The 25,634-nt window shown below is 65.8% G+C and carries 27 protein-coding genes, 1 tRNA gene and 1 pseudogene; 11 read left to right on the top strand and 18 right to left on the bottom strand.

All coding sequences use genetic code 11. The features are described 5' to 3' along the window. Positions 1–195: 195 nt before the first annotated feature. Positions 196–612 (bottom strand): MerR family transcriptional regulator, encoded by a 417-nt coding sequence (locus FS388_RS07355; RefSeq protein ID WP_210410164.1) that lies wholly within the window; start codon positions 610–612, stop codon positions 196–198. On the opposite strand from FS388_RS07355, the gene FS388_RS07350 reads away from it, so the two are divergent. Continuing rightward, complete coding sequence (locus FS388_RS07350; RefSeq protein WP_168198649.1) at positions 593–1,525, top strand: SDR family NAD(P)-dependent oxidoreductase; 933 nt, start codon at positions 593–595, stop codon at positions 1,523–1,525. The genes FS388_RS07355 and FS388_RS07350 overlap by 20 nt on opposite strands. A gap of 386 nt (positions 1,526–1,911) precedes the next feature. Here FS388_RS07350 and FS388_RS07345 read toward each other — a convergent pair. Further along, a tRNA-Arg gene (locus FS388_RS07345) sits at positions 1,912–1,987 on the bottom strand. A gap of 90 nt (positions 1,988–2,077) precedes the next feature. On the opposite strand from FS388_RS07345, the gene cobA reads away from it, so the two are divergent. After that, positions 2,078–2,890, top strand: coding sequence for a uroporphyrinogen-III C-methyltransferase (gene cobA, locus FS388_RS07340; RefSeq protein ID WP_146340829.1), 813 nt, complete (start codon positions 2,078–2,080; stop codon positions 2,888–2,890). Positions 2,891–3,001: 111 nt separating this feature from the next. Here cobA and FS388_RS07335 read toward each other — a convergent pair whose 3' ends face one another. The 5 genes from FS388_RS07335 to FS388_RS07315 all read right to left on the bottom strand — a co-directional run bounded on the left by FS388_RS07335 (position 3,002) and on the right by FS388_RS07315 (position 8,329). Further along, positions 3,002–3,205 (bottom strand): cold-shock protein, encoded by a 204-nt coding sequence (locus FS388_RS07335; protein ID WP_146340828.1) that lies wholly within the window; start codon positions 3,203–3,205, stop codon positions 3,002–3,004. A gap of 199 nt (positions 3,206–3,404) precedes the next feature. Continuing rightward, positions 3,405–5,786, bottom strand: a complete 2,382-nt coding sequence (locus tag FS388_RS07330) for an FdhF/YdeP family oxidoreductase (RefSeq protein WP_146340827.1) — start codon at positions 5,784–5,786, stop codon at positions 3,405–3,407. A gap of 69 nt (positions 5,787–5,855) precedes the next feature. Continuing rightward, entirely contained in the window at positions 5,856–6,791 is a 936-nt protein-coding gene (gene fdhD, locus FS388_RS07325) for a formate dehydrogenase accessory sulfurtransferase FdhD (protein WP_146340826.1), read from the bottom strand. Further along, positions 6,791–7,996, bottom strand: coding sequence for a molybdopterin molybdotransferase MoeA (locus FS388_RS07320; protein ID WP_146340825.1), 1,206 nt, complete (start codon positions 7,994–7,996; stop codon positions 6,791–6,793). The genes fdhD and FS388_RS07320 overlap by 1 nt, the downstream gene beginning before the upstream one ends. Positions 7,997–8,008: 12 nt before the next feature. After that, positions 8,009–8,329, bottom strand: a complete 321-nt coding sequence (locus FS388_RS07315; RefSeq protein ID WP_146340824.1) for a DUF6457 domain-containing protein — start codon at positions 8,327–8,329, stop codon at positions 8,009–8,011. Positions 8,330–8,520: 191 nt separating this feature from the next. Here FS388_RS07315 and FS388_RS07310 point away from each other — a divergent pair, with 191 nt between their 5' ends. Next, complete coding sequence (locus FS388_RS07310) at positions 8,521–10,254, top strand: OFA family MFS transporter (protein ID WP_146340823.1); 1,734 nt, start codon at positions 8,521–8,523, stop codon at positions 10,252–10,254. 57 nt (positions 10,255–10,311) lie between these two features. Here the strand turns inward: FS388_RS07310 and FS388_RS07305 are convergent, their stop codons facing one another. From FS388_RS07305 to FS388_RS07285, 5 genes are all read right to left on the bottom strand, one after another. Then, a complete protein-coding gene (locus FS388_RS07305) occupies positions 10,312–10,926 on the bottom strand; it encodes a molybdenum cofactor guanylyltransferase (protein ID WP_146340822.1) in 615 nt (204 codons plus the stop codon). A 15-nt stretch (positions 10,927–10,941) separates the two neighbouring features. Then, on the bottom strand, positions 10,942–11,439 hold the full coding sequence (locus FS388_RS07300) for an HNH endonuclease (protein WP_146340821.1): 498 nt from the start codon (positions 11,437–11,439) through the stop codon (positions 10,942–10,944). A 175-nt stretch (positions 11,440–11,614) separates the two neighbouring features. Beyond that, entirely contained in the window at positions 11,615–12,508 is an 894-nt protein-coding gene (locus tag FS388_RS07295; protein ID WP_146340820.1) for a C40 family peptidase, read from the bottom strand. A 169-nt stretch (positions 12,509–12,677) separates the two neighbouring features. Then, positions 12,678–13,709, bottom strand: coding sequence for a C40 family peptidase (locus FS388_RS07290; RefSeq protein WP_146340819.1), 1,032 nt, complete (start codon positions 13,707–13,709; stop codon positions 12,678–12,680). A 342-nt stretch (positions 13,710–14,051) separates the two neighbouring features. Then, entirely contained in the window at positions 14,052–14,771 is a 720-nt protein-coding gene (locus tag FS388_RS07285; protein WP_146340818.1) for a metal-dependent transcriptional regulator, read from the bottom strand. A gap of 71 nt (positions 14,772–14,842) precedes the next feature. Between FS388_RS07285 and serC the strand changes: the two genes are divergently transcribed. Next, a complete protein-coding gene (gene serC / locus FS388_RS07280; protein WP_246836145.1) occupies positions 14,843–15,961 on the top strand; it encodes a phosphoserine transaminase in 1,119 nt (372 codons plus the stop codon). 74 nt (positions 15,962–16,035) lie between these two features. Here the strand turns inward: serC and FS388_RS07275 are convergent, their stop codons facing one another. After that, complete coding sequence (locus FS388_RS07275; RefSeq protein WP_146340816.1) at positions 16,036–16,767, bottom strand: response regulator transcription factor; 732 nt, start codon at positions 16,765–16,767, stop codon at positions 16,036–16,038. Positions 16,768–16,856: 89 nt separating this feature from the next. Then, positions 16,857–17,126: a hypothetical protein gene (locus FS388_RS07270; protein ID WP_146340815.1), complete on the bottom strand. Its 270-nt coding sequence runs from the start codon at positions 17,124–17,126 to the stop codon at positions 16,857–16,859. 57 nt (positions 17,127–17,183) lie between these two features. Between FS388_RS07270 and FS388_RS07265 the strand changes: the two genes are divergently transcribed. Together FS388_RS07265 and FS388_RS07260 are read left to right on the top strand one after the other, a co-directional pair. Further along, complete coding sequence (locus FS388_RS07265) at positions 17,184–17,564, top strand: cold-shock protein (RefSeq protein WP_146340814.1); 381 nt, start codon at positions 17,184–17,186, stop codon at positions 17,562–17,564. Positions 17,565–17,574: 10 nt separating this feature from the next. Further along, a complete protein-coding gene (locus FS388_RS07260; protein WP_146340813.1) occupies positions 17,575–17,898 on the top strand; it encodes a DUF3027 domain-containing protein in 324 nt (107 codons plus the stop codon). Between the two features lie 4 nt (positions 17,899–17,902). On the opposite strand, the gene FS388_RS07255 is transcribed toward FS388_RS07260, so the two are convergent. Beyond that, positions 17,903–18,730, bottom strand: coding sequence for a serine hydrolase (locus FS388_RS07255; RefSeq protein WP_168198648.1), 828 nt, complete (start codon positions 18,728–18,730; stop codon positions 17,903–17,905). Then, positions 18,672–18,869: a hypothetical protein gene (locus FS388_RS07250; RefSeq protein ID WP_146340811.1), complete on the bottom strand. Its 198-nt coding sequence runs from the start codon at positions 18,867–18,869 to the stop codon at positions 18,672–18,674. Before FS388_RS07250 ends, FS388_RS07255 begins: the two co-directional genes overlap by 59 nt. Before the next feature lie 92 nt (positions 18,870–18,961). On the opposite strand from FS388_RS07250, the gene FS388_RS07245 reads away from it, so the two are divergent. Then, positions 18,962–20,548, top strand: coding sequence for a cell wall metabolism sensor histidine kinase WalK (locus FS388_RS07245; RefSeq protein WP_146340810.1), 1,587 nt, complete (start codon positions 18,962–18,964; stop codon positions 20,546–20,548). A 160-nt stretch (positions 20,549–20,708) separates the two neighbouring features. Further along, on the top strand, positions 20,709–20,999 hold the full coding sequence (locus FS388_RS07240) for a WXG100 family type VII secretion target (protein WP_146340809.1): 291 nt from the start codon (positions 20,709–20,711) through the stop codon (positions 20,997–20,999). Positions 21,000–21,088: 89 nt separating this feature from the next. Here FS388_RS07240 and groL read toward each other — a convergent pair whose 3' ends face one another. Beyond that, positions 21,089–22,726 (bottom strand): chaperonin GroEL, encoded by a 1,638-nt coding sequence (gene groL / locus FS388_RS07235; protein WP_146340808.1) that lies wholly within the window; start codon positions 22,724–22,726, stop codon positions 21,089–21,091. 239 nt (positions 22,727–22,965) lie between these two features. Here groL and FS388_RS07230 point away from each other — a divergent pair. Both FS388_RS07230 and FS388_RS13455 read left to right on the top strand, forming a co-directional pair. Beyond that, a pseudogene (locus FS388_RS07230) lies at positions 22,966–23,877 on the top strand (lipid II:glycine glycyltransferase FemX); the annotation flags it as partial. Beyond that, positions 23,849–24,112 (top strand): peptidoglycan bridge formation glycyltransferase FemA/FemB family protein, encoded by a 264-nt coding sequence (locus tag FS388_RS13455; RefSeq protein WP_371708085.1) that lies wholly within the window; start codon positions 23,849–23,851, stop codon positions 24,110–24,112. The pseudogene FS388_RS07230 and the gene FS388_RS13455, both read left to right, overlap by 29 nt. Here FS388_RS13455 and FS388_RS07225 read toward each other — a convergent pair. Continuing rightward, the gene (locus FS388_RS07225; RefSeq protein ID WP_146340806.1) at positions 24,055–24,858 is read right to left on the bottom strand and encodes a LytR C-terminal domain-containing protein; all 804 of its coding nucleotides are present in this window, start codon (positions 24,856–24,858) and stop codon (positions 24,055–24,057) included. The two genes, FS388_RS13455 and FS388_RS07225, sit on opposite strands and share 58 nt — an antisense overlap. An 83-nt stretch (positions 24,859–24,941) precedes the next feature. On the opposite strand from FS388_RS07225, the gene FS388_RS07220 reads away from it, so the two are divergent. Beyond that, the gene (locus FS388_RS07220; protein ID WP_146340805.1) at positions 24,942–25,631 is read left to right on the top strand and encodes a uracil-DNA glycosylase; all 690 of its coding nucleotides are present in this window, start codon (positions 24,942–24,944) and stop codon (positions 25,629–25,631) included. Positions 25,632–25,634: the final 3 nt, after the last annotated feature.

The raw sequence follows: 25,634 nt of genomic DNA, 5'->3' as shown, positions 1-25,634 counted from the left end.
TACGAGTAGGGCATGACGTTGGAATAGGTCGCGGCCGAGTTGGGGGCCGGCGATGAGACGGGGCATTTACCGGTCGCTGCATGTGGTGGGATCGTCCGCTCACGCGGTCGAGAGCGTGTCTCGGGCTCGGTTTCGGTGGGTGGTTCTTGTCCGTCGCGTAGGCCCGCACGGGTGCCCGAAGACTGTCGGAGGCGCCTAGGCGTTGGCGCTCAGGTACGAAGTCAGTGATGCCTCGATCGTCTTAAAGCGTTCTGCTCGGGACCCCACGTCGTCACGAAGAACGGCGATCTGTTCGAGGAGCTCCGGGCACGCTGCGTCGTCCTTCTCTCCCACGGTGCATGGCAGCACCTGCTGCACCAACGTGGTCGGCAGACCTATGTCGAGCAGTGACCGGATCGTCTCGACTATGGCCACCGCATTGTCCCCATATTCCCGGTAGCCGTTCGGCTGGCGCTGCGACGTCAATAAGCCTTGCTGCTCGTAGTAGCGCAACGATCTAGGGCTAGCCCCGGTTCGAGCGCTCAGTTCACCGATGCGCATCGCATATCCCTTCTTGACCTTGACACTGATGTCAAACTTTACGCTTCCTGGCATGACGAATTCGACACGCATACGACTCACCGATCCCCTCGCCACTGCACCGGACCTCACCGGACGCCACGCAATCGTGACCGGCGGTACAAGTGGCCTCGGGCTGGCCACCACGCGTCTCCTCGCGCTCCGGGGTTCCACTGTCCTGATCGGTGCCCGCGACGTGGAGCGAGCTGAGGCTGTCCGCGTTCGCCTCATTGAGGAGAATCGTCTACCCGCCGAGAGGATCACCGTTGCCGCCTTGGACCTCATCGACCCCGATTCGATTCACCAATTCGCCCTCGGGGCGGCAGATCGCCCCGTGGACCTCCTTGTGCTCAACGCGGGGATCAGCAGCGTTCCTCTCCGGCATGATCACGCGGGAACAGAGAGTCAGTTCGCCACCAACCACCTGGGCCACTTCGCTCTTACCGGCCTCCTCCTTCCCGCCCTCACGCAGGGAACAGGCGCCCGAGTCGTGGCGGTATCGTCTGCCCTCTATAAAGGGGCCACCCTGAATCTTGACGACCTGGCCAGCACTCACCGCTACTCACCCGGTCGGGCCTACAGCCGGTCCAAACTGGCCAACACAATTTTTGCGATCGAACTCAACCGCCGCCTCGCTGCATCCGGAAGCCCCATTCGCAGCTTCGCCGCTCATCCCGGTATGGCACGCACACCCCTGCATGCGACCTACCCTTCAGCCGCCACCCGAATCCTGACCGGCGCCATTGCTCGCGCCATTGGCCGTGAGCCCGACCCCGCCAATATCGGCGTCCTGACCGCAGCCCTCAACTCGAAGGCTGACCCTCATCTGTTCTGGGGACCGGCCGGATCCAAGACGGCGCCCGATGCACTCGGTGAACCGTTCAGGCCCATCGCTACCGACCTATCGACTGCGACGGCCCTCTGGAACACGTCCGAGCGGCTGACCGGCATCCGCTTCCTCAGTTGAGTTGACACGGACGCGCACTCTCCATGTCGGGTCATTCACTGTTCTCTACCGCAGCAAGGGTCCTAACGGCGTTGACGATGCTGCTGCGGCGAGAAGTCGACTCAATGCCCGGCCCGAGCGCGGGGGTGGCTGAAGCGCCGGCCAGAGACGCTGCTTCGGAACTTCGGGGATCGGACCGGACTGGTGCGCAGCGTGCTGAGGGCGCGCACCGATGGCATCGCCAGCGCAGTCCAGTCGGAACCGCCGCCACTCGGTCCCGGGTCGAACCCCGACGCTCGTGTGCGCACTGACGCTGAAGGGGATCGTGCGATTGAAGCTCGACAACCTCTAACTGGTGCGAGCGATTGAGGAGACACGAGCGGACGGGTGTTCGAACATGAAGCGTTTGGTGCCCCAGACAGGATTCGAACCTGTGACACCCGCTTTAGGAGAGCGGTGCTCTATCCCCTGAGCTACTGAGGCGGGGCGCGACCATCCTACCTCTCATCGACGTGTGACCCCACGTGAAGGGGCTGTAACACTGCCATTACACATCACCCCTACTCTTGAAGAATGATTGAACAATCTTCGTCGCACGGGGGGCGTGTGACCCTGGTGGGCGCAGGGCCGGGCGCGGCCGACCTGATGACGGTCCGGGCGGTGCGAGCCCTGCAGTCGGCCGATGTGGTCTTCTATGACCGGCTTGCCCCTACCGACGCGCTGCGCGAATGGGCTCCGCAGGCACAGCTGTTCGACGTGGGGAAGCGTCCGGGGCATCACCGGGTGACGCAGGAGAATATTCACAGCATGATGCTCTCCTCGGCCAGCACGGGCCAGCATGTGGTCCGCCTCAAGGGCGGAGATCCGTTCGTCTTCGGCAGAGGGTGCGAGGAGGTCGCGGCCTGCAGGGACGCCGGCGTTCCGGTGACCGTCGTTCCGGGGGTGACCTCGGCGATCTCCGTGCCGGCAGCCGCCGGGATACCGGTGACCGCACGCAACGTCACCCGCACTTTCACCGTCATCTCGGGACACGATCCGCTCAGCGACGACGAGCTCTCCGGGCTGGTCTCCCTCGGCGGCACTGCCGTCATTCTGATGGGCGTGGGAACGCTCGGGAACACGCTCACCGGACTCCACCGTATGGGGATGAGCCCCACGACGCCGGTCGCCGTGGTGGAGCGCGGCTTCAGCGACGAGCAGCGTGTGCTCATCGACGGCTCAGCGAACATGATCGCGACCGCTGCCGCAGCGAAGATCCGACCGCCCGCCGTGCTCGTCGTGGGCGAAGTGGTCAGCCTCGCAGCAGCCAGCGACGACGAAGGACGTGCCGTGCTGAACCCTGACAACGCCCTCTCAGAGCTTCGCGCTATGGCGAACCAGAGCTGATGCGGACCGCCGGAAAAATCTTCCGGACATAGCTGTGGCCCCTGATCCGTGAAGATCAGGGGCCACAGCATGCGTCAGGCGGCTAGCGCCTGATCATCGCTGCTCTGCGGATCAGAGCGGGCTGACGTTCTCAGCCTGCAGACCCTTGGGTCCGCGGGCGGTCTCGAACTCAACCTGCTGGTTCTCCTCGAGCGAGCGGAAGCCTGAGCTGTTGATCGCGCTGAAGTGCACGAACACGTCGTCGGAACCGTCCTGGGGGGCGATGAAGCCGTAGCCCTTTTCGGCGTTGAACCATTTAACTGTGCCAGTGGCCATGGTGTTTCCTTACTGCTGTTTCTCTTGCACCGATGAGTTCACGGCGCATTTCTCCCGCAGGCCTGGCCGGCTCGCAGGAGAGGTGCTTCGGCCACTAACAGGTTCTGCAAATGACGTACTGCATGAGAGTCTACGCGAGAACGGGGCCCGAAGATAGCCCGGACCCCGTTCTGACGCTCCCACTGGCCGCAATCGGCCCCTAAGCGGCTACGCCAACCTCGATCTGATGGTTGATTGTGGTGCGCTCCGAGCCGGTCGACGGAACGAAGCGGACCATCATGGCCTTGAACCCAGGAGTGTTGGACTCTCGAGCCTTGAGGTCTCGGTGGACCAGAGCGTTCGCCTCCGGGTAGTACGCCGCCACGCAGCCGCGGGCCGTCGGGTACTCCACCAGGGTGAACTGGTTGGCGCGGCGCTCCTCACCGTCGAACACGGAGATGACATCGACGACTTCGCGGTGCTGGTAGCCGGCCGCCTTCAGATCCTCCGGGTGGATGAGGATGACGCGGCGCCCGCCCTTGATCCCGCGGTAACGGTCGTCCAGGCCGTAGAAGGTGGTGTTGTACTGGTCGTGGGACCGCATGGTCTGCAGCACCAGGTGGCCCTCCGGGGGCTTGAGGTACTCCATCTCCCGCACGGTGAACGACGCCCGCCCATCCTCTGTGGCGAACTGCCGGTGATCCCGCGGGGGGTTCGGCAGCACGAAGCCGTACTTCTGCCGGATTCGCTTGTTGAAGTCCTGCGTACCGGGGATCACACGCGAGGCGTGGTCACGGATGACGTCGTAGTCGTCTGCCATGGCCTGCCAGTCGATCTCATGGTCGGCGTCATCCTTGAAGATGGCCTGGGCCATCCCCGCAAGGATCGCCGGCTCGGAGAGCAGGTGGTCCGAGACGGGCTCGAGCCGGCCCTGGGTGGAGGAGACCACGGACATCGAGTTCTCCACCGAGAGGAACTGCCTCCCGCCGGGGTGCTTGTCATCCCGGTCGGAGCGCCCAAGGGTGGGGAGAATGATGCTCGTCCTGCCGTGGGTCACATGCGAGCGGTTCGGCTTGGTCGAGATGTGCACCGTGAGACCGGTGTTCTTCAGGCCGTCCTCCATGATCGCGGTGTCCGAGTTGGCCATGGCAAGGTTACCGCCGAGGGAGACGAAGACGTCGACATTGCCCTCTGCCATTGCGTACATCGTGTGTGTGGAGTCATGCCCCTCTTCGCGGGGAGAGACGATCCCGAACTCTGCGTCGAGCGCCTGCAGGAAGTCCTCCTTGGGCTTCTCCCAGATGCCGAAGGTCCGGTCCCCCTGCACGTTGGAGTGGCCTCGGACGGGGCACGCCCCGGCGCCCGGCTTGCCGAAGTTGCCCTGCATCAGCAGCAGGTTCACGATCTCCTTGATGGTGTCCACCGAGTGGGGCTGCTGGGTGATGCCCAGCGCCCAGCAGAAGATCGTGGCCTTGGACTTGGCGAGCAGATCGCCGATCTTCTCGATCTCCGCCCGCTCGAGGCCTGTTGCCTCCTCGACCTCAGCCCAGTCGAGCTCAGCGCGCGCGGCCTTGTAGTCCTCCCAGCCCTTGGTGGACTGCTCGAGGAAGTCGCGGTCCAGGACCGACCCGGGGTTCTCCTCCTCCTTCTTCAGGAGAAGGTGGCCCAGAGCCTGGAGCAGAGCCTGGTCGCCGCCGACCTTGATCTGCAGGTACTCGTCGGAGATCTTGTCGCCGGTCAGAACTTTGTGGGACTGAAGCGGGTGCTCCATGGGCGCCTGAGGGTCCTTGAACTTCATCAGGCCGGCCTCGGGCAGCGGGTTCACCGAGACCACCTTGCCGCCGCGGTGACGAGCCTTGGCCAGCGAGCCCAGCATGCGGGGATGATTGGTCCCGGGGTTCTGACCGATGACGAAGATCAGCTCGGAGTTCTCGATGTCCTCCAGGGAGACAGTGCCCTTGCCGATGCCGATGGTGGGGTTCATCGCTGTGCCGGAGGACTCGTGGCACATGTTCGAGCAGTCAGGGAGGTTGTTGGTGCCCAGGGAGCGCGCCATCAGCTGGAACATGAACGCCGTCTCGTTCGGAGTGCGGCCCGAGGTGTAGAACACCGACCGCTCCGGAGTTGTCGCCCGGATGTGCTCACCGATGGTCTCGAAGGCCTCATCCCAGGAGATGGGCTTGTAGTGGGTCTCCCCCTCGCGAATGATCATCGGGTGGGTGATGCGCCCCGACTGGCCCAGCCAGTACTCCGTCTTCTTGTCCAGGTCGGAGATGGAGTGCTGCGCCCACCATTCCGGCGGGCAGATCCTCTTGGTGTGCTCCTCGGCGAGAGCCTTCGCGCCGTTCTCGCAGAACTCGACCTGCTTGCGGTCGCCTGTGATGGATTCGGGCCACGCGCAGCCGGGGCAGTCCACACCCTTGTCCTGGTTGACGCGGTAGAAGTTGCCGACCGTGCGGCGCACACCGCCGTGGAAGAGGCTTCGCTTGAAGGACACCTGCACCGCCTTCAGCCCAGCGGCAGAATCCTTCTTGGGTGAGATCTTGAGATTGTTCTCGTCAATGTCTTTGAAATTGGCTATGCGGCCGCGAACGTCGTTCATAGGGTGCGCTCATCCTTCACAGTGGGCTGAGATGTTCGTGGTTGATCGGAGTTCATCGTATCGAGCGCCTCATACGGGAGCATTCACGCGGCGTTCAGGGTCCCTGGCAGCCGCGGCAGACCCCTGCCCCACCGGAGGCTGCGCCTCATCCTCAGCATCGAGGTCCATGATCCGCTCCGGATGGGTGTAGACGTTGATGGTCTTCCCTCGGGAGAAGCCTGCAAGCGTGATCCCGGCGCGGTCGGCCAGGTCCACCGCGAGAGAGGACGGCGCCCCCACTGCGGACAGCAGCTCGACGCCGGCCAGTGCGGCCTTCTGCACAAGCTCGAAGCTGGCACGCCCGGAGACCTGAAGAGCCGTCCCTCGCAGCGGAAGCCTGTCCTCCATGAGCCCCCAGCCGACCACTTTGTCGACTGCGTTGTGGCGCCCGACGTCCTCCCGCAGGCACAGCAGCTCCCCGGCGGCGCTGAAGAGCCCCGCAGCATGCACGCCGCCCGTCTTGGAGAAGAGCGCCTGCGAATCGCGGAGGGCGTCCGGAAGATCGAGCAGCTGCTCCGCCGATATGCGAAGCTCGCTGGAGGCGCCGGCGGCGGGAAGGGTCTTCTCGACCGCGTCGATGCTCGTCGTCCCGCAGATGCCGCAGGCTGAGGTGGTGGTGACGTTGCGCTTGCCGGACAGGGCCGCCTTCGCCGCGAGAGGGTCGAGCCCGACATCGATGACGTTGTACGTCTGATTCCCGAACTCATCCTCTCCTGAGCAGTAGCGCAGCCCTCGCAGCTGCTCAGCGGCAGCAACCAGTCCTTCAGAGACCATGAAGCCGGCGGCGAGCTCAAAATCGTTGCCGGGGGTGCGCATCGTGACCGAGAACGACTCGCCCCCCACGCGCAGCTCAAGCGGCTCCTCGACGGCGAGGGAGTCGAGCTTGGTGCGGTGGCTGGCGGTGTCCTCGCCCTCGGGGGCGCGGATGACGCGGGTTACGCGTTTGCGCTGGATCAGTCGGCCCATCACTGCTCCTCAGGAATATGGCGTAGAGGGATGAACGCCCCGGGGACCTGCAAACATTCCGCCGACCTTCCTGGATCCACTCCCTCAGGCGGAACGAGCGCGAACAGCTCGGCCTCAGCCAGGCCGCGCATCATGTGGGATTTGCTGTGCCCGGCGGCGCGGATGCCGTCGGGGGTCCTGCGCACCGGCAGGACCCTCAGCCCGCGGCGCGCGCCGATGAGCTGCTCCGCCGCAGTGAGCTCGATGCTGGGCTCCGCCCGTCCGGCCAGTGCGGCCAGCAGCGGGGCGCCCAGTGCGGCGAGGGCGGCGAAGCCGGCCAGGGGATTGCCGGGCAGCCCGAGAATCCAACGCTCCCCCAATCTGGCAAGAAGGGCAGGATGGCCGGGTCGCATGTCGACGGAATCGACGACGATGCGGGCTCCCAGCTGCTCCAGCGCCGGCCGAAGAGTGTCGGCACGCGAATGCGCGGTCCCGCCGGTGGTGATGAGCACGTCCTCCGATCCGCTGCCGAGCTCTGCTCTCATAGCGTCAACGTCGTCCCTCAGCCGCACGGAGTCGACCTGCTGGATCCCGAGGCCGGCGAGCATGCCGGGCAGCGCTACCCCGAACACGTCCCGGACCTGCCCCGGCTGGGGCATGCCGGAGGTGATCACCTCGGAACCCGTGAGGATGAGACGAACAGAAGGATTCGGATGGGCGAGCAGCTCGTCGTGGCCGGCGACTGCCGCCGCCGCGGCGCGAGCGGGCGTGATGCGCGAACCGGCCGAGAGCAGCCGGTCCCCCTCCGCGGCCTCCACACCGCGGGGCCGGATGTTGCGGCCAGCATCGAGATCCGGGGTGTGCGCCTCCGCGGTGAGGATGCCGGCGCCTTCGTCGTAGGCGCTGTGCTCCTCACGCAGCACGGAGAGAGCTCCCTCCGGCATAGGAGAGCCGGTCACGACTCCTGCCGCCTCACCGGGTCTCAGCGGGGGAAGCATGTCTGCGGGCCCTTCCGCGCTCTGCGGAATCACCGACCAGCCCACCGCAGCCTTCGGCACGCTGACCGCCCAGCCGTCCATGGCTGAGGTCGAGACGTGCGGGATATCCAGCCGGGCAAAGACGTCTTGGGCGCAGATCAGACCCACGGCCTCCGCAAGCGGCACGCGTCGTGGCGCGATGGGCTCGGCCTCAGCCGCCAGGCGTCGTGCCTCGTGAAGGCTCAGCATGATGCGCGCAGATCAGCCCTCGGCGTGGCCGCGCTGCTCCAGGAGCCCTTCAGCGACGCGCGAGGCAGCGTTGAACGCCTGCTCGTAGGTAGCCTGTCCTGAAGCCTCCGCCAGACCGACCACATAGCCGATGACGTATGTGCTCACCGGAGCGGCAGGACGAACCACCGTGTGAGCAGCCACTCCGGCGAGCTTGAGAAGCCGGTTGATGTCGATGTCAGTCTCTGGAATCTCCAAATGCTCCTTGAGCTCATCGATCCAGAGCTCAATCGATTCTTTGGTGATTTGGGACTCAGACTTCTCGGCGTTTTTGGAGTTTTCGTTCACAGACATTTCAGGTTCCTTGGAGCTTGAGACGTTCGAATGCGTGGACAGTTGCTCTAAAGGGTCTCACAGGCCTGGCTGCCGCAGCAGACGCTGGTGCTCTCTTTTCTACTGACAGTAGAACAATGGGCTGAATACCCGGTGATAGCGTTCAATGACTGTTCTTCCCGCACGTAACTAATATGAGGAGAGTTGCACCCATGGCTCCAAGCGCCGACACGCGCGCAGACTCCTACCGCAAAATCACTGCGGGTCCGGGGTTCAATCGCTGGCTGATTCCGCCGGCCGCCCTCGCCATCCATATGTGCATCGGCCAGGTCTACGGCACCTCGGTGTACCAGTCCCGCCTTGCAGAGCACTTCGCCGATGACCCGCTGGTCAGCATCTTCGGCCAGGTCCTGGGCCCCATCTTCGGAGGCGAGGACGCAGCGCAGACAGCAGTGGCGTTCTTCGCCTTCTCACTGTCGATCGTTCTGCTGGGACTTTCCGCGGCCCTGTTCGGCAAATGGGTCGACTCTCGCGGCCCGCGGATGGCGATGCTCGCCTCGGCCGCCTGCTGGGTCTCCGGCTTCATCGTCGGCTCCGTCGGCGTGTTCACCCAGCAGCTGTGGCTCGTCGGACTCGGGTACGGAGTGCTCGGCGGCATCGGCCTGGGCATCGGCTATATTGCGCCGGTCTCCACGCTGATGAAGTGGTTCCCGGACCGTCCCGGATTGGGCACCGGCATGGCCATCATGGGCTTCGGCGTCGGCGCGATGATCGCCGCACCCTTCTCCAACATCATGATGGGCCTCTTCGACGACCTGGGAGCCGACCCAGGCGACTCGGTGGGCTTCCTCTACCTGACCATGGCCGTCGCGTACGGCCTGATGATGCTCTTCGCCGCCTGGATCGTGCGAGTGCCGGCTGACGACTGGAAGCCGGAGGGCTTCGACCCGGAGAAGAAGAAGTCTTCGAAGATGGTCTCTGCGGGGAACGTGACGGCGAACAACGCCATCAAGACTCCCCAGTTCTGGCTGCTCTGGGTGCTGCTGTTCGTCAACATCACCGCATCCATCGGACTGCTTCCGCAGGCCGCGAACTTTGTGCAGGACTTCTTCCGCGAGGAGACCGGCGGCGAGACCTTCGCTCAGCCTGAGGTCGCAGCCGTGGCCGCGGCCGGCTTCGTCGGCTACCTCTCGCTGACCAACACTCTGGGACGGTTCATCTGGGCCTCAACCTCGGACAAGGTGGGCCGCAAGCCGATCTACATGCTGTATCTGGGCCTCGGCGCCGCCCTGTACGTGGCCCTGGGCATCTTCGGCGACACAAGCATGGCAGCCTTCGTGATCCTGACCGGACTTGTCCTGTCCTTCTACGGCGGCGGGTTCGCCACCATCCCCGCCTACCTCAGGGACATGTTCGGCACACTGCAGGTGGGAGCCATCCACGGTCGCCTGCTGACCTGCTGGTCGGCCGCCGGAATCGTGGGCCCGGCGATCGTCAACATCACTCTGGACGCCGCTGAGGGCGCACCGGGCGAGGATCTCACGGCGGCGGACTACCGTCCGGCCCTGTTCATCATGGCTGGCCTGCTCGCGGTGGGCTTCATCGCCAACCTGCTCGTACGGCCTGTCGATGAGAAGTGGCACGAGAAGTCTGAGCCCTCCGATGAGGAGAACGGGAACGACTCCAATGCCGACAGTGCGGCAGAGGAGAAGAGCTCCGACGTCAAGCAGGCGGGGAACCCGATCGTTCCGGTTCCGGTCGCCTGGATCATCGTCTCCATTCCGATGCTCTTCGGCTTGGTGTACACGTTCATCAACGCCGCGCAGCTGTTCATCCAGCCCGACGCTGATGAGGTGGACGGTGACGAGGCTGAGGCAAGCGCGGCTTTGACCGCAGTGCGCCTGGCCGTCATCGCACTGAGGGGAACGCACTCCCTCATCAGCTGAGCCCGAACGCTCTGAGTGCCCCGGTCCGCCCTCTCGGCGACCGGGGCACAGCTGTGCTCAGGGACGTTGGACTCCTAGACGGGCTGCGTCGTCTGGGCTGTCCACGTCGTGGCCGAGGTGCTCAGGCATGTGCGGCTGGCTTCGAGGGATCTCCTTGAGCAGCTGGCTCACGCGGCCACCGTTCACGTCCTCCGCGCTGGGGGGAAGCAGCTGGGCCCGCAGGGCCGGGACCGCGACCGCGCAGCTCAAGGGCTGTTCCCGGCCGTTCACATCGATCGGCACCACAGCATCGGCCGGGCTGGAGCGGGCTTCCTCAATGAGCCAGCGCAGCAGCGGAGCGGGATCGACGACGTCGACGGCGAGCAGCAGCACGCGCCCCTGCATGGCCTCCAGGGCTTTCATCCCGGCGTACACGGCGGCGGCAGGCCCTCCGAAGGGAGGGTTCTCCCTCACGAGTTTGGTGTCACCTTCGGCATCGCATAGCGGCCGCAGCTCGTCGGGGCCCACCACGACAATTTCCAGGATTCCTTCGCTGCGGAGCGCGGTCAGCCAGTGCTGCAGGAGAGTACGTCCGCGAAGCAGGAGGGAGGCCTTGTCCTCACCTCCCAGACGTCTGCCCCGTCCGCCGGCAAGAAGGACTGCGGCGATGGGTGCACGGTTGGGTTCAGACATGAAGTAGGGCCTCGTCTAAGCGGCAGTGGTGTTCAGGAACGGCATCCATGCCCGATGGGGTGCGTCGAGCTCCTGAGGGAGCCAGACCTGGTGAGCGGGCTGCCGAGGCGTCACCCTGAGTCTCCAGCCGAGCTGCTCGAGGGTCCTGTCGCCTTTTCGGATGTTGCAGGGACCGCAGCAGGCGACCAGGTTCTCCCATGAGGAGCTGCCTCCACGTGCACGGGGGATCACATGGTCGACGGTGGCTGCGGCGCTGCCGCAGTAGGCGCACGTGCGGTGATCGCGTCGGAGAACCCCTCGGCGTGAGGGGTACGAGGATCCTCGCCTCACGACGCGCACGTAGCGGGTGAGGAGAATGACGGTGGGCCGGGGAATGAGCGCGGACGGGGAGCTGATGGGGGTGGAGTCCTCGGCAAGGACATTCGCTTTTCCTCGCATCACCAGAAGGGCGGCGCGATGGCACGAGACCACACTCAGCGGTTCGTAGCCCGCATTGAGCACCAGCGTGCGCATCCGATCAGCCTCCCGTGCGTACGTTCCGCGCGAGGGAATCGCGTACGCTGCGAATCTGTCCGATATTTACTATATGCCATCCGATGCCGGTGCCCGCATGGCGGCAGGGAGACGCGTAAGGGGTGCAGCCCCGAAGGACTGCACCCCTTACGATCACGCTGAGTATTGGCTCAGATCAGCCGCCCGGACGCAGGTAAGCGACAACGCCGGAGTAGCCGGTGCTGTGCTGGTGCACGCCGCCGCCGTTTGTGGTGGCGGAGATGGACTGGCCGTTGCCGATGTAGATCTCGGCGTGGCCGCCGCCGTTGGAGATCACGATGTCTCCCGGCTGGGGGCTTGAGACCCGAGGAAGGGAGGCGAGCATGCCGCCGGTGGTGCGGGGGAGGCTGGGGCCGCCGGCACGGGCATATGCCCAGTTGACGAACCCGGAGCAGTCCATGCCGGAAAGGCTGGAGCCGGCCCACACGTAGGGGGTGCCGATCGCTGCGTATGCGGCGGAGACGATGCCGCCGCCGCTTGCGGCGGGCTGAGCGGGTGCAGCGGGCTGAGTCGATGCTGCCATCGACTCGCCGGTGGCCTGCTGCTGACCAGCGCCCGTGCCCTGGTCTGCGGTGCCCTGCTCGTAGGACTGGGTCCCACCGGTCTGCGCGGATTCACCGGTCTGCGCGGACTCTGCAGGGGCCTGCTGAGCCTCTGCATCTGCCGGCTCAGGCTCAGCTGCCGGTTCGACTGGAGCAGCGCGCTCGGCGGTCACAGCTGCCCGCTCGAAGGCGAGCTCTGCAGTCGCTTCCGCAGACACTGTTGCGGTTTCTGGGGACTCCACCTGGGAGGCGCGCTCGGCACCTTCGAGAGTCAGGCCGATCTCCTGGGAGGCCCTGTTGCTGTCTGACGCCTCGGCGGCGTCTGCGACTGCGGGGGCTGCGGCCAGGAGGCCGGGGGCGGTGAGTGCCAGTGCGGCAACTCCACCGGTACGGGCAGTGAGCTTCGCGGCGCGGGCCTGTGCGGCCTGCTTGCCGGCGGCTTCGCGGCGCTCGCGGCGGCTCTTCGGAGTGGTCTCTGTGATCAGCACGGGAGAAACTTTATAACAGAAAGGTCTCGATGTCACATTTTCATCACGAACTGCGCTGACCAGGCCTTATGCAGCCTGAATACAGCCTGGAAGGCGCGGAGGTGCAGGGACGCAGAAAGGGGTGCAGCCCCGTAGGACTGCACCCCTTTGGGAGTGCGCTGAGACGTGGTCAGCCGACCCGCAGGTAGGCGGTCGGGTTGTGCCATCCGGAGTGGAGGGCGTGAACGCTCACGCCGTTGGACACAGTGGCCGAGATGACCTGCCCGTTGCCGATGTAGATCCCGCCGTGGGACTGGCCGTTGGCGATCACGATGTCGCCGGGCTGCGGGCTTGAGACCTGGTTCAGGGACGCCATCATGCCGTGGGTGGTGCGCGGAACGCCGCTGACGCCGGCCTGCGAGTAGGCCCAGTTGATGAATCCCGAGCAGTCCATGCCCGAGGTTGTCGTACCTCCCCAGCTGTAGGGGGTGCCGAGCGCTGCGTGCGCAGCACTGACGATGGAGCTTGAGCCCCCGCCGGAGGATGGCGCCTCTGAGCTCGAGGATCCGCCGGATGAGCTGTCGCCGCTGGAAGCAGGCTGAGGGCTGGACGAAGCCTGCCCCTGATTCGCCTGCCCGCCGCCGGAGTCAGCCGAGCCCTGACCTGAGGAGCTCTGGCCCGGCTGTCCCTGGGTCTCCGGTGCCGACTCAGGCTGCGGTGCCGGCTCGGGAGCTGGCTCAGGCTCCGGTGCCGGCTCGGGCTCCGGTGCTGGCTCAGGCTCCGGTGCCGGCTCGGGAGCTGGCTCCGGCTCAGGCTGCGGCTCGGGCTCTGGTGCCGGCTCGGGAGCTGGCTCCGGCTCAGGCTCCGGCTCGGGAGCTGGCTCGGGCTCTGGTGCAGGCTCGGGCTCAGCGGCTGGCTCAGAGGTGACGGAGGGACGCTCGAATGCCAGCTCGGCACCCTGCGATGCACTGACGCTCACAGGCGCTGATGTCGATGCGCGCTCGACGTTCAGGTCAGTGGTGGAGATCTCGACGGTAGTAGCCTCACGGCCCTCGTCAGTCTTCGACTCGGACGCGTTCGCGGCGATGCCGGAGCTGATGATCAGACCGGATGCGGCGAGCGTTGCTGCTGCCGAACGTCCAGCGTGGGCAGAGACGGCACCGGCCAGACCACGGGTCTGGCGACGAGTGCGGCGTGAAGCCAGTTCAGTTTTGTCAGTCACGGTAGAAACCTCTTCCCGGAATGCTATGGATGCGTGCGCCCGGTCCAGCTCAAGCGTTCAGCTGCTCCCGGCCGACTCAGGCAGTTTGGACATTCGCCCAAGCTCGGTGACGACTTTATAACAGTTTGATCTCGATGTCACGCTAAGGTCACGAAATGGCTTCATTTGTGAGCGAATCAGCCCCGCAGGCATGTTCGACACCTGAATACAGGGGGTGGAAGGTCGCGACAGCGCAACGAACGCTCGACAGTTTGTCACAGAATGGTCACGGGGTGAAGGGCCCGCTGCCCGCCCAGGTCAGACGCGACACATCGCCGTCACTCGTCGAAAGCGGCGAAGTGCCTAGACAGAGCGTTCGTTGACGAAGATGTGCTGAGCCACTTCAAGGGGAAGCTCCACGTCGAACTCACCTTCGACCTCGTCCAGCACCGCAAGGAGGACATAGGCATCGTTGATGCCCGTGACGGTGACATCGACGCCGGGTCGAAGGCCGACATCCAGCAGCTGCTCGAGGACCTCAGGCTCCACCTGGATGGACTCAGCAAGGCGCTGAACCCTCCAATGACTCCCCTGGCCGGTCACCACTTCGGCAGCTCGGCGCAGCGTCGTACGTGCCAGCGACGCAGGGTGCGCGGCTCGATCCACTCCAAGCTTCTCCAGACCTGGAATCGGGTTGCCGTAGGGAGACTCCACAGGGTCTTCGAGAATCTCGACGAGCCGGCGCTCCACACGCTCGCTCATGACGTGCTCCCAGCGGCAGGCCTCTTCGTGGATGTAGGGCCAGTCCAATCCGATGACGTCGGACAGCAGCCGCTCGGCCAGCCTGTGCTTGCGCATGACCTGCACGGCGAGATCTCTGCCCTTGTCCGTCAGCTCAAGCTGGCGCGCCTCCGTGAGCTGCAGCAGACCATCCCGCTCCATGCGGGCGACGGTCTGCGACACCGTCGGGCCCGAATGCTCGAGGCGCTCAGCGATGCGGGCGCGCAGAGGCACGATGCCCTCCTCCTCAAGATCGAGGATGGTGCGGAGGTACATCTCTGTGGTGTCGATCAGATCGGTCAACCGGTGCTCCCATGACAACTAGGCTGGGCAAGGCATCGTACACATCATCTCACCTGCAAGGAGTCACGCCAGTGGTAGCTGAGCACATCACCATCCCCCCTGAGCTTCTTCCCGCCGATGGACGCTTCGGGGCGGGCCCTTCGAAGGTCCGGGCCCAGCAGATCGACACACTGGCCGAAGCAGGCCCGCGGCTCCTGGGCACCTCCCACCGCCAGTCGCCGGTGAAGTCGCTCGTCGGCAGTGTGCGGGAGGGTCTGGGGAACCTCTTCAGTCTGCCCTCAGGCTACGAAGTGGTCCTCGGCGTCGGCGGGTCGACCGCATTCTGGGACGTTGCCAGCTTCTGCCTCGTGTCATCCAAGGCCCAGCACCTGTCATTCGGCGAATTCGGCTCCAAGTTCGCAAAGGCCACGGACAGCGCACCGTTCCTCGAAGACTCCAGCATCATCACCTCCGATGCGGGGACGCGCCCAGCACCCCGCGCCGAACAGGGCGTCGACGTCTATGCATGGCCGCAGAACGAGACGTCCACCGGCGTGGCCGCCCCAGTAAGCCGCGTATCGGGCTCCGACGACGATGCGCTGGTGATCATCGACGCGACCTCCGCAGCAGGAGGCCTGGCAGTCGACATCAGCGAAACGGACGTCTACTACTTCGCCCCGCAGAAGAACTTCGCCTCGGACGGCGGCCTCTGGCTGGCGATCATGTCCCCACGGGCTCTGGAGCGCGCCGAGCGCCTCACCGGAGAGCGCTGGGTCCCCGAGTTCCTGAATCTGCAGACTGCCGTCGAGAACTCGCGCAAGAATCAGACGTACAACACTCCGGCGCTCGCCACACTGGTCACACTGGACGCCCAGATCGAGTGGATGAATGCCTCCGGCGGACTTGACTTCGCCTCGGCCCGCACGGCCGACTCCGCCGGACGCGTGTACGAATGGGCGGACAGGCACCAGCTGGCCTCACCGTTCGTCACCCGCCCGGAGGACCGGTCGAATGTCATCTGCACCGTCGACTTCGACGAGTCCGTGGATGCGGGAGCACTGGCGAAGACTCTCCGGTCGCACGGAGTGGTCGACGTCGAGCCGTACCGGAAGCTGGGCAGGAATCAGCTCCGCATCGCGACGTTCACCGCCATCGATCCCGAGGATGTGAGCCAGCTGCTCCGGGCCGTGGACTACCTCCTGGAGCACTGAAACGGGCATCGGCATGAGTGAGGGGCGGGGGCCCGACGGCCCCGCCCCTCACTCATGCCTGCGGCAGGGCCGTACTAGCTGATGCCCTGCGTCTTCTGCCGACGCTCCCAGGTCTGCAGCACGTAGCCCACCCCGCGCTTGGTCTGGATGGCCGGGGCGCCGTCCGCCCCGGAGTCGATCTTGCGACGCAGATAGGAGATGTAGGACTCGACGATCGATGCGTCGCCGTTGAAGTTGTACTCCCACACGTGGTCCAGGATCTGCTGCTTGGAGAGCACCCTGTTGGGGTTCATCATCAGGTAGCGCAGAAGCTTGAACTCCGTAGGAGACAGCTCGATGATCTCCCCTTCGCGCCGCACCTCGTGCGCGTCGTCGTCGAGCTCCAGGTTGTCGATCGCAAGAATCGCGTCCTCGCCGTCATCGGGGGCCGTCCTGCGCAGCACAGCCTTGATCCTCGCGACCACTTCGTCCAGCGAGAACGGTTTGGTCACGTAGTCGTCCCCGCCGACGGTCAGCCCGGTGATCTTGTCATCGGTGTCGTCCCGGGCGGTCAGGAACACGACAGGGAAGAGCTTGCCGGCAGATCGCAGCCGACGAGTCACGGTGAATCCGTCCATATCCGGCAGCATCACGTCCAGGACAGCGAGGTCCGGGGAGAACTCCTCCACCGTGTCCAGCGCCTCACGCCCGTTGGCGGCGGCAGCGACCTCAAAGCCCGCGAACCGCAGCGAGGTGGCGAGCAGCTCACGAATGTTCGGCTCGTCGTCCACGACGAGCAGCTTGCCTTCGCTCTTTTTCTCAGTCACGGCGCCAGTGAACACCCGATTTCTGAAAGTCTGCTGAACGTCTCCTGGCCGGGCAGTGAGCACTGCCTCACTCGGGTCAGCGGCTCAGCTCAGCGACGATCGCCCGGCACGCGCAGCCGTCGCGCATGCTGGCGGCGCCGCAGGGCAAGGAGCACGTAGCTGAGCATCAGCACGAATCCGATGGGCAGCCCCCACAGGGAGAGCCAGTACAGGGAGGCATGAGGGACGGTGTCGGCGAAGTAGAGCACCAGCACCAGGAGCAGAGCGACGAATGAGACAGCGGTGACTGCGACGCCGAGAATCAGTACGCCCCGGGAGAGAGGGCCCGGCGCGGGCAGGGCTGCGGGGACGTCAGGCATGAACCTCATTGTATCGGCGTTACTCTTGTAGCTTCTGTCAGAAGGAGGTTATCCGCAGTGCCTACTGGAAAAGTAAAGTGGTTCGACGCTGAGAAGGGCTTCGGCTTCGTCACCGACGAGCACGGTGAAGAGGCGTACCTGCACTCTTCAGCCCTGCCCGACGGCGCCGCGGTCAAGTCCGGCACTCGTCTGGAGTACGGCGTCGCCGACGGCCGAAGGGGCAAGCAGGCCCTCTCGGTACGCCTGCTCAGCGAAGCTCCCTCCGTGGCGAAGGCTTCGCGCAAGCCCGCTGAGGAGATGGGCGAGCTGGTGCAGGACCTCGTGACGATGCTGGACAACACCACGGGTCAGCTTCGCAAGGGGCACTACCCCAAGCCCGAGCGCTCGCGGCAGATAGCTGCTCTGCTGCGCCGCGTTGCCGACGATTTCGACGTCTGAGGAGATCCCCATGGCTACCCCTGATCAGCCGCTGGCGGCCGCCGTCGCCGCAGCACGCGACGCTGTGGAAGAGATCGCAGAGTCCGGCGAAGTCGGAGAGCACCTCTCCGCCGCTGCGGACGACCTGCGCCTGGTGACCCACCGGTTCGCCGCCAGCCGCCCCGGCTACGGAGGCTGGGAGTGGTTCGCGACGCTCGCGCGCGCCCCCCGCTCCCGCAAGGTGACCGTCTGCGAGGTCGGCATGCTGCCCGGGAAGGACGCCCTGCTGGCGCCGGAGTGGGTTCCCTGGGAAGAGCGCCTCGACGAGGGCGAGAAGGACCCCGTCGAGGCCTGACCGCTCAGCGGTCCAGGGCCGCTTCGACCTCCCCGGAGATCTCAGCGATCTCATCCCAGCTCGACCCCTCGGTGAGGATCGTGAGGACCCAGGCGCCCGCATCGTCGTGGACGATGGCCGCATCGTGGAGATAGGGGCCGCGGAATCCCACCTTGTCGCTGACGTCCCCGGAGACGCCCGCTGGGATCCCATCCCGGTGGATGTTCTCCGCCATGGCGCCCATGAGGGCATCCCCGTCCTGCTGCTGCACCGGCAGCTCGCCCGCCTCCCACCGGGCGAGCATGCCGGTGAGGTCTGAGGCGGTGGTGCGGACATCGCCGATCTCGAAGCTGGTGCTGAGAGCGCCGACCTCTGGGAGATCCTCGACGATCTGCTCCCGCCCGACGACGTCGTTGAGGAGCGCCTCAGCGCACGCGTTGTCCGAGACGGCCAGCATGTCGTAGAAGCACTGGTCGAGATCTCGTCCGTCCACGATGCTCTGCTCCCACTGCAGCTCATCCTCTTCCACCTGCTTCAGAGCGCTGTACGCGACATAGAGCTTGTAGGTGCTCGCAGGATCCACCGGATCCTCTGCGCTGTGCTCTGCGCGACGTCCCTCGCCCGACAGCTCGGCGACGCTGACGCTGTAGCGGCCCGGACGCCCCTCAACGGCTTCGGCCAGCGCCTGATCCAGCTCCGCGTCTGATGCCGCAGAGAGCACCTCGGACGCTCTGGCGGCACTCGCCGCCGGGCCCTCCGCATCCTCAGCTCCTCCTGCACCCTGATCCTCGTCCTCAGCGCGCGCTCCGCGTGGGGGCAGGGTCAGTGGGACTATCAGGCGCGGCCTGCGCATAGGGCTCATCCGACTCGCCAGCGGAGTCCCTCTGCTGGAGCTGATCCATCAGCAGCGCGCTGCCGCCGATGACGATCGCCGGAACCAGCACCACCACTGCTGCGACGAACGCAGCCCAGCCCACTATGGTGCCTCTCATTCAAAAAGCCTCTCCTCCGACATCGTGTGCGCGCACAGCACCCTAACGCACGCTGAGGGACTCCGAACTGCCGCCGGGGATACACTGAATCCATGCCCCGCCGTGCCGCCCAGAAGCTCTCGAGCACGTGGCGCAGCTCCTCGCTGCGCACACAGCTGGTCACCATCACTACGGCGCTTCTGCTGCTCACCCTGGTGGTCACGACGTTCGTCTCAGCGTCCCTGTTCCGCCAGGAACTGCTGCGCAATATGGATGAGGACCTGACCGCCAACGCCGAACTGGTCTCCGGGTACCTGCATCAGCAGGTGGACCCCGGCCAGCCGGAGGTGGACCACGGCAGCATCGTCCGGTTCCACGGCTGGATCGTCGACACCGAGGGCGACCCGGTCCTGCGCACACACTGGCCGTCCGAGAACCAGGATCACCCGGCCCTGCCCCGCCCCACCATTGACGAGGCCGAAGACCTCATGGGCGAGTCCTTCGACGTGCCGGGCACGCTGGAGACCAGCCGCGGGTGGAGGGTTCAGATCCACCCGCTGAGCAGCGGAGAAGGCTCTCTGGTGATCGCCCTGCCGCTGCGCTCGGTGGAGACGTCGGTGGAGCGCGCCACCTTCCTTGTGGCCACCATCGGGCTGCTCGCCACCCTCGGCGCCTCAATCATCGCCTACTCGCTCGTCACCCGAGCCTTCCGGCCTCTGCTGCGGGTGGAGCGGACCGCAGGGGCGATCGCCGCGGGAGACTTCTCACAGCGTGTGCAGACCACTGCTCCGCGGGAGACTGAGGTAGGGCGGCTGGCTGCATCGCTGAACGTGATGCTGGAGCACATCGAGCAGGCCTTCGACGCTCGCGTGGCGTCCGAGGAGAAGATGCGGCGCTTCATCCAAGACGCCTCACACGAGCTGCGGACCCCGTTGGTCACCATCCGAGGGTTCTCCGAGCTGTACCGGCAAGGCGGAATGGAAGGGAACGACGAGGCCGTGCATGCCGCCATGGGCAGAATCGAATCGGAGGCCACGCGGCTCGGCGACCTGGTGGAGGACCTGCTCACGCTCGCCAGGCTGGATGAGCAGCGCCCCATGACGCCGATGCCCCTGGACCTCAACATCGTGGCGCATGAGGCCATGATGGACATGAGCGTCAACGCTCCGGATCGTGAGGTGCGGGTCATCGGCCTCGACGATGGACCAGCTCGGCCGGCGCCTGTCATCGGCGATGAGGGGCGCATTCGACAGGTCGTCACCAACCTGGTGCAGAACGCCCTGCGCTACACACCTGCCGGCTCACCGATCGAATTGGCGGTCGGCACAGAGAGTCTGATCGAGGGACGGCCCGAATCCGTCATCCAGGTGCGCGATCACGGTGAGGGCATCAGCCATGAGGACGCGGAGAAGATCTTCCAGCGCTTCTACCGCGCCGACAGTTCGCGACAGCGTGAGACCGGGGGCACGGGCCTCGGTCTGGCAATCTGCGCCGCCATCGCGGCCCAGCACGATGGAAGCGTCCGCCACTCCGAGACGGAGGGCGGAGGCGCAACGATGACGCTTCGGCTGCCCAAGGCGGAAGCTCCCGACGACGACGGCTCCGATGACGATGCTGATGCCCTGGAGGAGGACCAGACCTTCGACACAGGAGACATTGAGCACCTGCGTGAGGCCGCTCTCCAGCACCGCAGCGACTGATCCCGCAGCACAGGCTCCCTCTTGCACAGGCGCGCAGACTCCCTGCCGACGCCCCACCTTCCCCACAGCTGAGGCCGAGGGCCTCGCCGCACCCCTTGCGCCTCCATAGCGTCGGCGCAGAAGGAAAAGCCTTCGAGGGACGCACGGAAGGGAACCGATCATGGCAGTTTTTCAGATCGACACATCAGACCTGCTGGCCAAGAGCCAGAACGTCGAGGCGACGCTGGGACGTATTCAGTCCGACGTCAATATGATGGAGGGCCAGCTCAGGCAGCTGCAGGAGACGTGGAAGGGATCAGCAGCCGTCGCCTTCCAGGACGTGCTCACACAGTGGCGCTCCACGCAGGCGCAGGTGGAGCAGTCCCTGGCCAGCGTCAGGCAGGCCATGGCCTCGGCGTCCAGCCACTACGAGGAGACGGAGTCCGCGAACACCCGCATCTTCGGCCGCTGAGCTGAGACCGCGCAGACCAACGACGAAGGGGCCCCGCAGACGCGTGGTCTGCGGGGCCCCTTCGTCGCATTGAGCGGGTTATGCGGTGATCACATCATTCCGCCCATGCCGCCCATCGGGTCCATGCCTTCGGCTCCGCCTCCGGCTGGGTGCTTCTCGGGAATGTCAGCCACCACTGCCTCAGTGGTGAGGAACAGCGAAGCGATGGAGGCAGCGTTCTGCAGTGCAGAGCGCGTCACCTTCACCGGGTCGTTCACCCCGGCCTCCAGGAGGTCCTCGTACTCGCCTGTAGCGGCGTTGAGGCCCACTCCGTCGGCCAGGCCCTTGACCTTCTCCGCCACAACGCCGGCCTCGAGGCCTGCGTTGACGGCGATCTGCTTCAGCGGGGCTTCGACTGCGAACTTCACGATGTTCGCGCCCGTAGCCTCGTCGCCCTCGAGCTTCAGGCTCGCGAAGGCTCGTGCGCCGGCCTGGATGAGAGCCACGCCGCCGCCGGCGACGATTCCCTCGTCCACGGCTGCCTTCGCGTTGCGGACAGCATCCTCGATGCGGTGCTTGCGCTCCTTGAGCTCCACCTCGGTGGCGGCGCCGGCCTTGATCACGGCCACACCGCCGGCGAGCTTGGCCAGGCGCTCCTGGAGCTTCTCGCGGTCGTAGTCGGAATCCGAGTTGGAGATTTCGGCCTTGATCTGGTTGACGCGGCCAGCGATCTCGTCCGCATCGCCTGCACCCTCGACGATGGTGGTCTCGTCCTTGGTCACGACCACCTTCCGGGCGGTGCCGAGCAGGTCGAGGGTGGTGTTCTCCAGCTTCAGGCCGACCTCTTCGGCGATGACCTGGCCGCCGGTGAGGACCGCGATGTCAGCCAGCATGGCCTTGCGGCGGTCGCCGAAGCCGGGAGCCTTGACAGCCACGGACTTGAACGTGCCCTTGAGCTTGTTGACCACCAGTGCGGCCAGGGCCTCACCCTCAACGTCCTCTGCGATGACCAGCAGCGGCTTGCCGGACTGCATGACCTGCTCGAGGACTCCGATGACGTCCTTCACGGACGAGATCTTGGAGTTCGCAATGAGGATGTAGGGGTCCTCGAGGACTGCTTCCTGACGCTCTGCGTCGGTGACGAAGTAGCCGGAGAGGTAGCCCTTGTCGAAGCGCATGCCCTCTGTGAGCTCGAGCTCCAGGCCGAAGGTGTTGGACTCCTCGACCGTGATGACGCCTTCCTTGCCGACCTTCTCGATCGACTGGGCGATGAGGTCACCGATCTGCTTGTCAGCAGCGGAGATGGAGGCCGTCGCAGCGATCTGCTCGGTGGTCTCGATCTCCTTGGCGGCCTTGAACAGCTCTGCTGTGACTGCCTCCACGGCCTTGTCGATGCCGCGCTTGAGTCCGACCGGGTCAGCTCCGGCTGCGACGTTGCGCAGGCCTTCCTTCACCAGAGCCTGTGCGAGCACAGTGGCAGTGGTGGTGCCGTCGCCGGCGACGTCGTCGGTCTTCTTGGCGACCTCCTTGACCAGCTCGGCCCCGATCTTCTCGTAGGGGTCCTCGAGCTCGATCTCCTTGGCAATGGAGACGCCGTCGTTGGTGATGGTGGGGGCGCCCCAGGACTTCTCGAGCACCACGTTGCGGCCGCGGGGGCCCAAGGTGACCTTGACGGCGTCGGCGAGCGCGTTCAAGCCTCGCTCGAGACCGCGTCGGGCCTCTTCGTCGAATGCAATGGTCTTGGCCATATGTGCACTGTCCTTCCTGGACCTTTTTGATCTGACGATATTGGGGGAACCCTGTCAGATGCCCGCGACGGACGGCCCGCTCCCGCGTCACCGGGAGCATGGAATGGCCTTCACCTGTCAGGTTCAGCTTTTAGCAGTCTCACTCTGAGAGTGCTAACACAATTTTTAGCACTCACCCCCGGCGAGTGCAAGGGAGGGGGCACCTGGAAGGACACCGTCCTGCCGGTATTGTTGGCGCGATGACAGCTGTGACAGTACGCCCCCTCTCTGCCCAGGAGCACCTTGACTTTCTGGCCGGCAGGCCGGAGGCGAGCTTCCTGCAGAATCCGCACTGGTCGCAGGTCAGCTCGTGGCGCTCCCAAGCCCTCGGAATCTGGCGAGGCGAGGAGCTCGTGGGCGCGGTCCTGGTGCTCGGCAAACGGGTGCCGCTCCCCGAGCGGGTGCCTGTGCTGGGACGCAAGCATTTTGCGTACATCCCTGAGGGGCCTGTCCTGGACACCTTTCGATGCTCCTACGCGGAGGCGCTCCCGCCCCTCGTGCAGCATCTGAAGGACAGCGGAGCCTTTCTGATCCGTATGGGTATGCCCACCGTTGCCCGCCGGTGGACTGCGGCCACCATTCGCCAGGCTCTGGCCGACGGGAGCGCCTCCACCATCCCGGACATCGAGCCCGACTATGTCGATGACCAGGCCCTGGCGCTTCAGGCCGACCTGCTCGACCTGGGATGGAAGGACCTGCCGATCAGCATGAGCCTGGAGGCGGGCTGGCCTCAGTTCCAGGCGCGCATTCCGCTGGCTGACGAGGACGGCCGATCCCGGGACCTGGACGGGGTGCTGTCGGGAATGAGCTCGAGTGCACGCAAGTCCATGCGAAAGTCCGCTCGAAGCGGCGTCGAGGTCAATCTCCACGGGCCGGAGGCTCTGGAGGACTTCTACGCCCTGCACCACCAGACCGCGCAGCGTCACGGATTCACTCCTCGCAGCAAGGAGGGCGTGCGGACCCTCATGGATGCGCTGGCCAGCTCAGGCATTGCTGAGACGAAGATCTTCCTCGCAGAGTTCGAGGGGGAGAAGCTTGCGACGAGCCTCTACGTGGGCCAGGGCGAGAGCGGCCACGCCCTGTATGCAGGCTCCTCGGAGCCGGAGGAAGCTCGAAGCTCCCCTCTGCCTGAAGATGCAGCAGATCGAGCACCTGCTGGCCAACGGCTCGCGCTGGTTCAATCTCGGAGGCGTGAGCCCGTCCTTGGACCCGGCCGCTGCGACCACCGGCATCACGCAGTTCAAGACGAAGCAGGGGGCAGAGCTGATGCAGACCCTCGGCGAGTGGGACTACGCCGCTGAGCCGGCCCTCGCGGCCCTGTACAACAGGTACCGTCCGCGCCGGTGAGAGCGCGCGGTGCCCGCCGGAGGGCGCGTGCTACTCCGCGTCCACGAACTGCTGAAGCTCGTCCGTGGAGTTCTGCAGGGAGTACTCAGGCCCACGACGATGACGGCAGTCTCCCACGCAGGGTTCAGGGATGTGTTCTCGAAGCCCATCGCCTCAGCGACCTCCTGAGCAAACTCCGCCTGACCCTCCTCGGGGTAGAAGACCACCGGCGTGCCGACTTCGCCCCATGAAGGCTCCCAGTCCAGGCGTCCCGTCACATTGAAGCCCTGCTCGGCCAGCCGGTAGTTCACATCGCTGGCCGACCAATCGGGCGCACCCGCGTTGGCGACGCGCACGGGGGTGTCGAGATCGACGCCCTCCTCCTCGTCCTGAGCGGCATCCTCAGCGTCCTCTTCCTCCTCGGGAGCAGCCTCGTCCTCCGCGGCCTCCCCTTCAGCCTCGTCGTCCGCTGCGCCCTCTTCAGCATCGTCGCCCGGCTCCTGCTCCTCGACCTCATCCTGGTCGCCCGCCTGGCCGGCCTCCGGGTCCTCGTCGGAGCCGAAGAGCGGCAGAATCAGGTACACGGCCACCACCGCGACCAGCACCACAGCAGCCGCCAGGCCGATCCACTTCATCGGACCGGAGGCTCCCGATGCCGCCGCCGCTCCGCCGCCGGCGGGATACGCTCCGTAGGCGCGGTGCTTTCCGGCCTCGCCTGAGGAATAGGGGGCGACGTCGTCGAACTCGTCGTGGGGGAACTGGCTCATGGACGCGATTCTACGGGCGCAGGAGCAGGCAGTCCCGCATTTCGCGGCCTGTTCCCGGCGGGTGCTTCATTAGGGTGGTCCCTATGGGAGTGAGTGATGAAGCATCTGCCCCGCTGGACGCGGGCTGGGAGCGAGCGCTCGAGGGGCTCGAGCCTCAGTTCGCGAAAGTCCGCGAGGAGCTCGTCGCGCGCCGCCGCGGAGGTGAGCAGATCCTTCCCGAGCCCCACCATGTGCTGCGTGCGTTCAGGCAGCCCTTCGAGCGCGTCAGAGTGCTCATCCTGGGTCAGGACCCCTACCCCACGCCGGGCCACCCGATCGGGCTGTCCTTCGCCGTGGAGGAGAGCGTGCGCCCCCTGCCGAAGTCGCTGAACAACATCTTCAAGGAGCTGGAGTCCGACTGCAGCGTGCCCCCGAGCCCCCACGGCGATCTCACTGGGTGGGCTGACCAGGGGGTGCTGATGCTCAACCGTGTCCTGACCGTGGCCGCGGGAAGGCCCGCCTCTCACCGGGGCATCGGCTGGGAGGAGATCACGGAGACCGCGATCCGGGCGCTGGCCGGGCGCGGCACACCTCTGGTGGCCATCCTGTGGGGCGCAGAAGCCCGTCGGCTCCAGCCGCTGCTCCATGAGGGAGCGAACACCCAGGTGATCGTCTCCCCGCACCCCTCTCCGCTGTCCGCCTACCGAGGGTTCTTCGGCTCTCGGCCTTTCAGCAGAGCGAATCAGGCCCTGGAAGCTATGGGTGCGGCGCCGGTTGACTGGCGACTGCGGTGAGAC

It is taken from the genome of Nesterenkonia sp. NBAIMH1, from assembly GCF_007922635.1.
Classification (GTDB): domain Bacteria; phylum Actinomycetota; class Actinomycetes; order Actinomycetales; family Micrococcaceae; genus Nesterenkonia; species Nesterenkonia pannonica.
The sequence above is the reverse complement of the archived record's forward strand: the minus strand, read 5'-3'. Positions and strand labels throughout refer to the sequence as shown.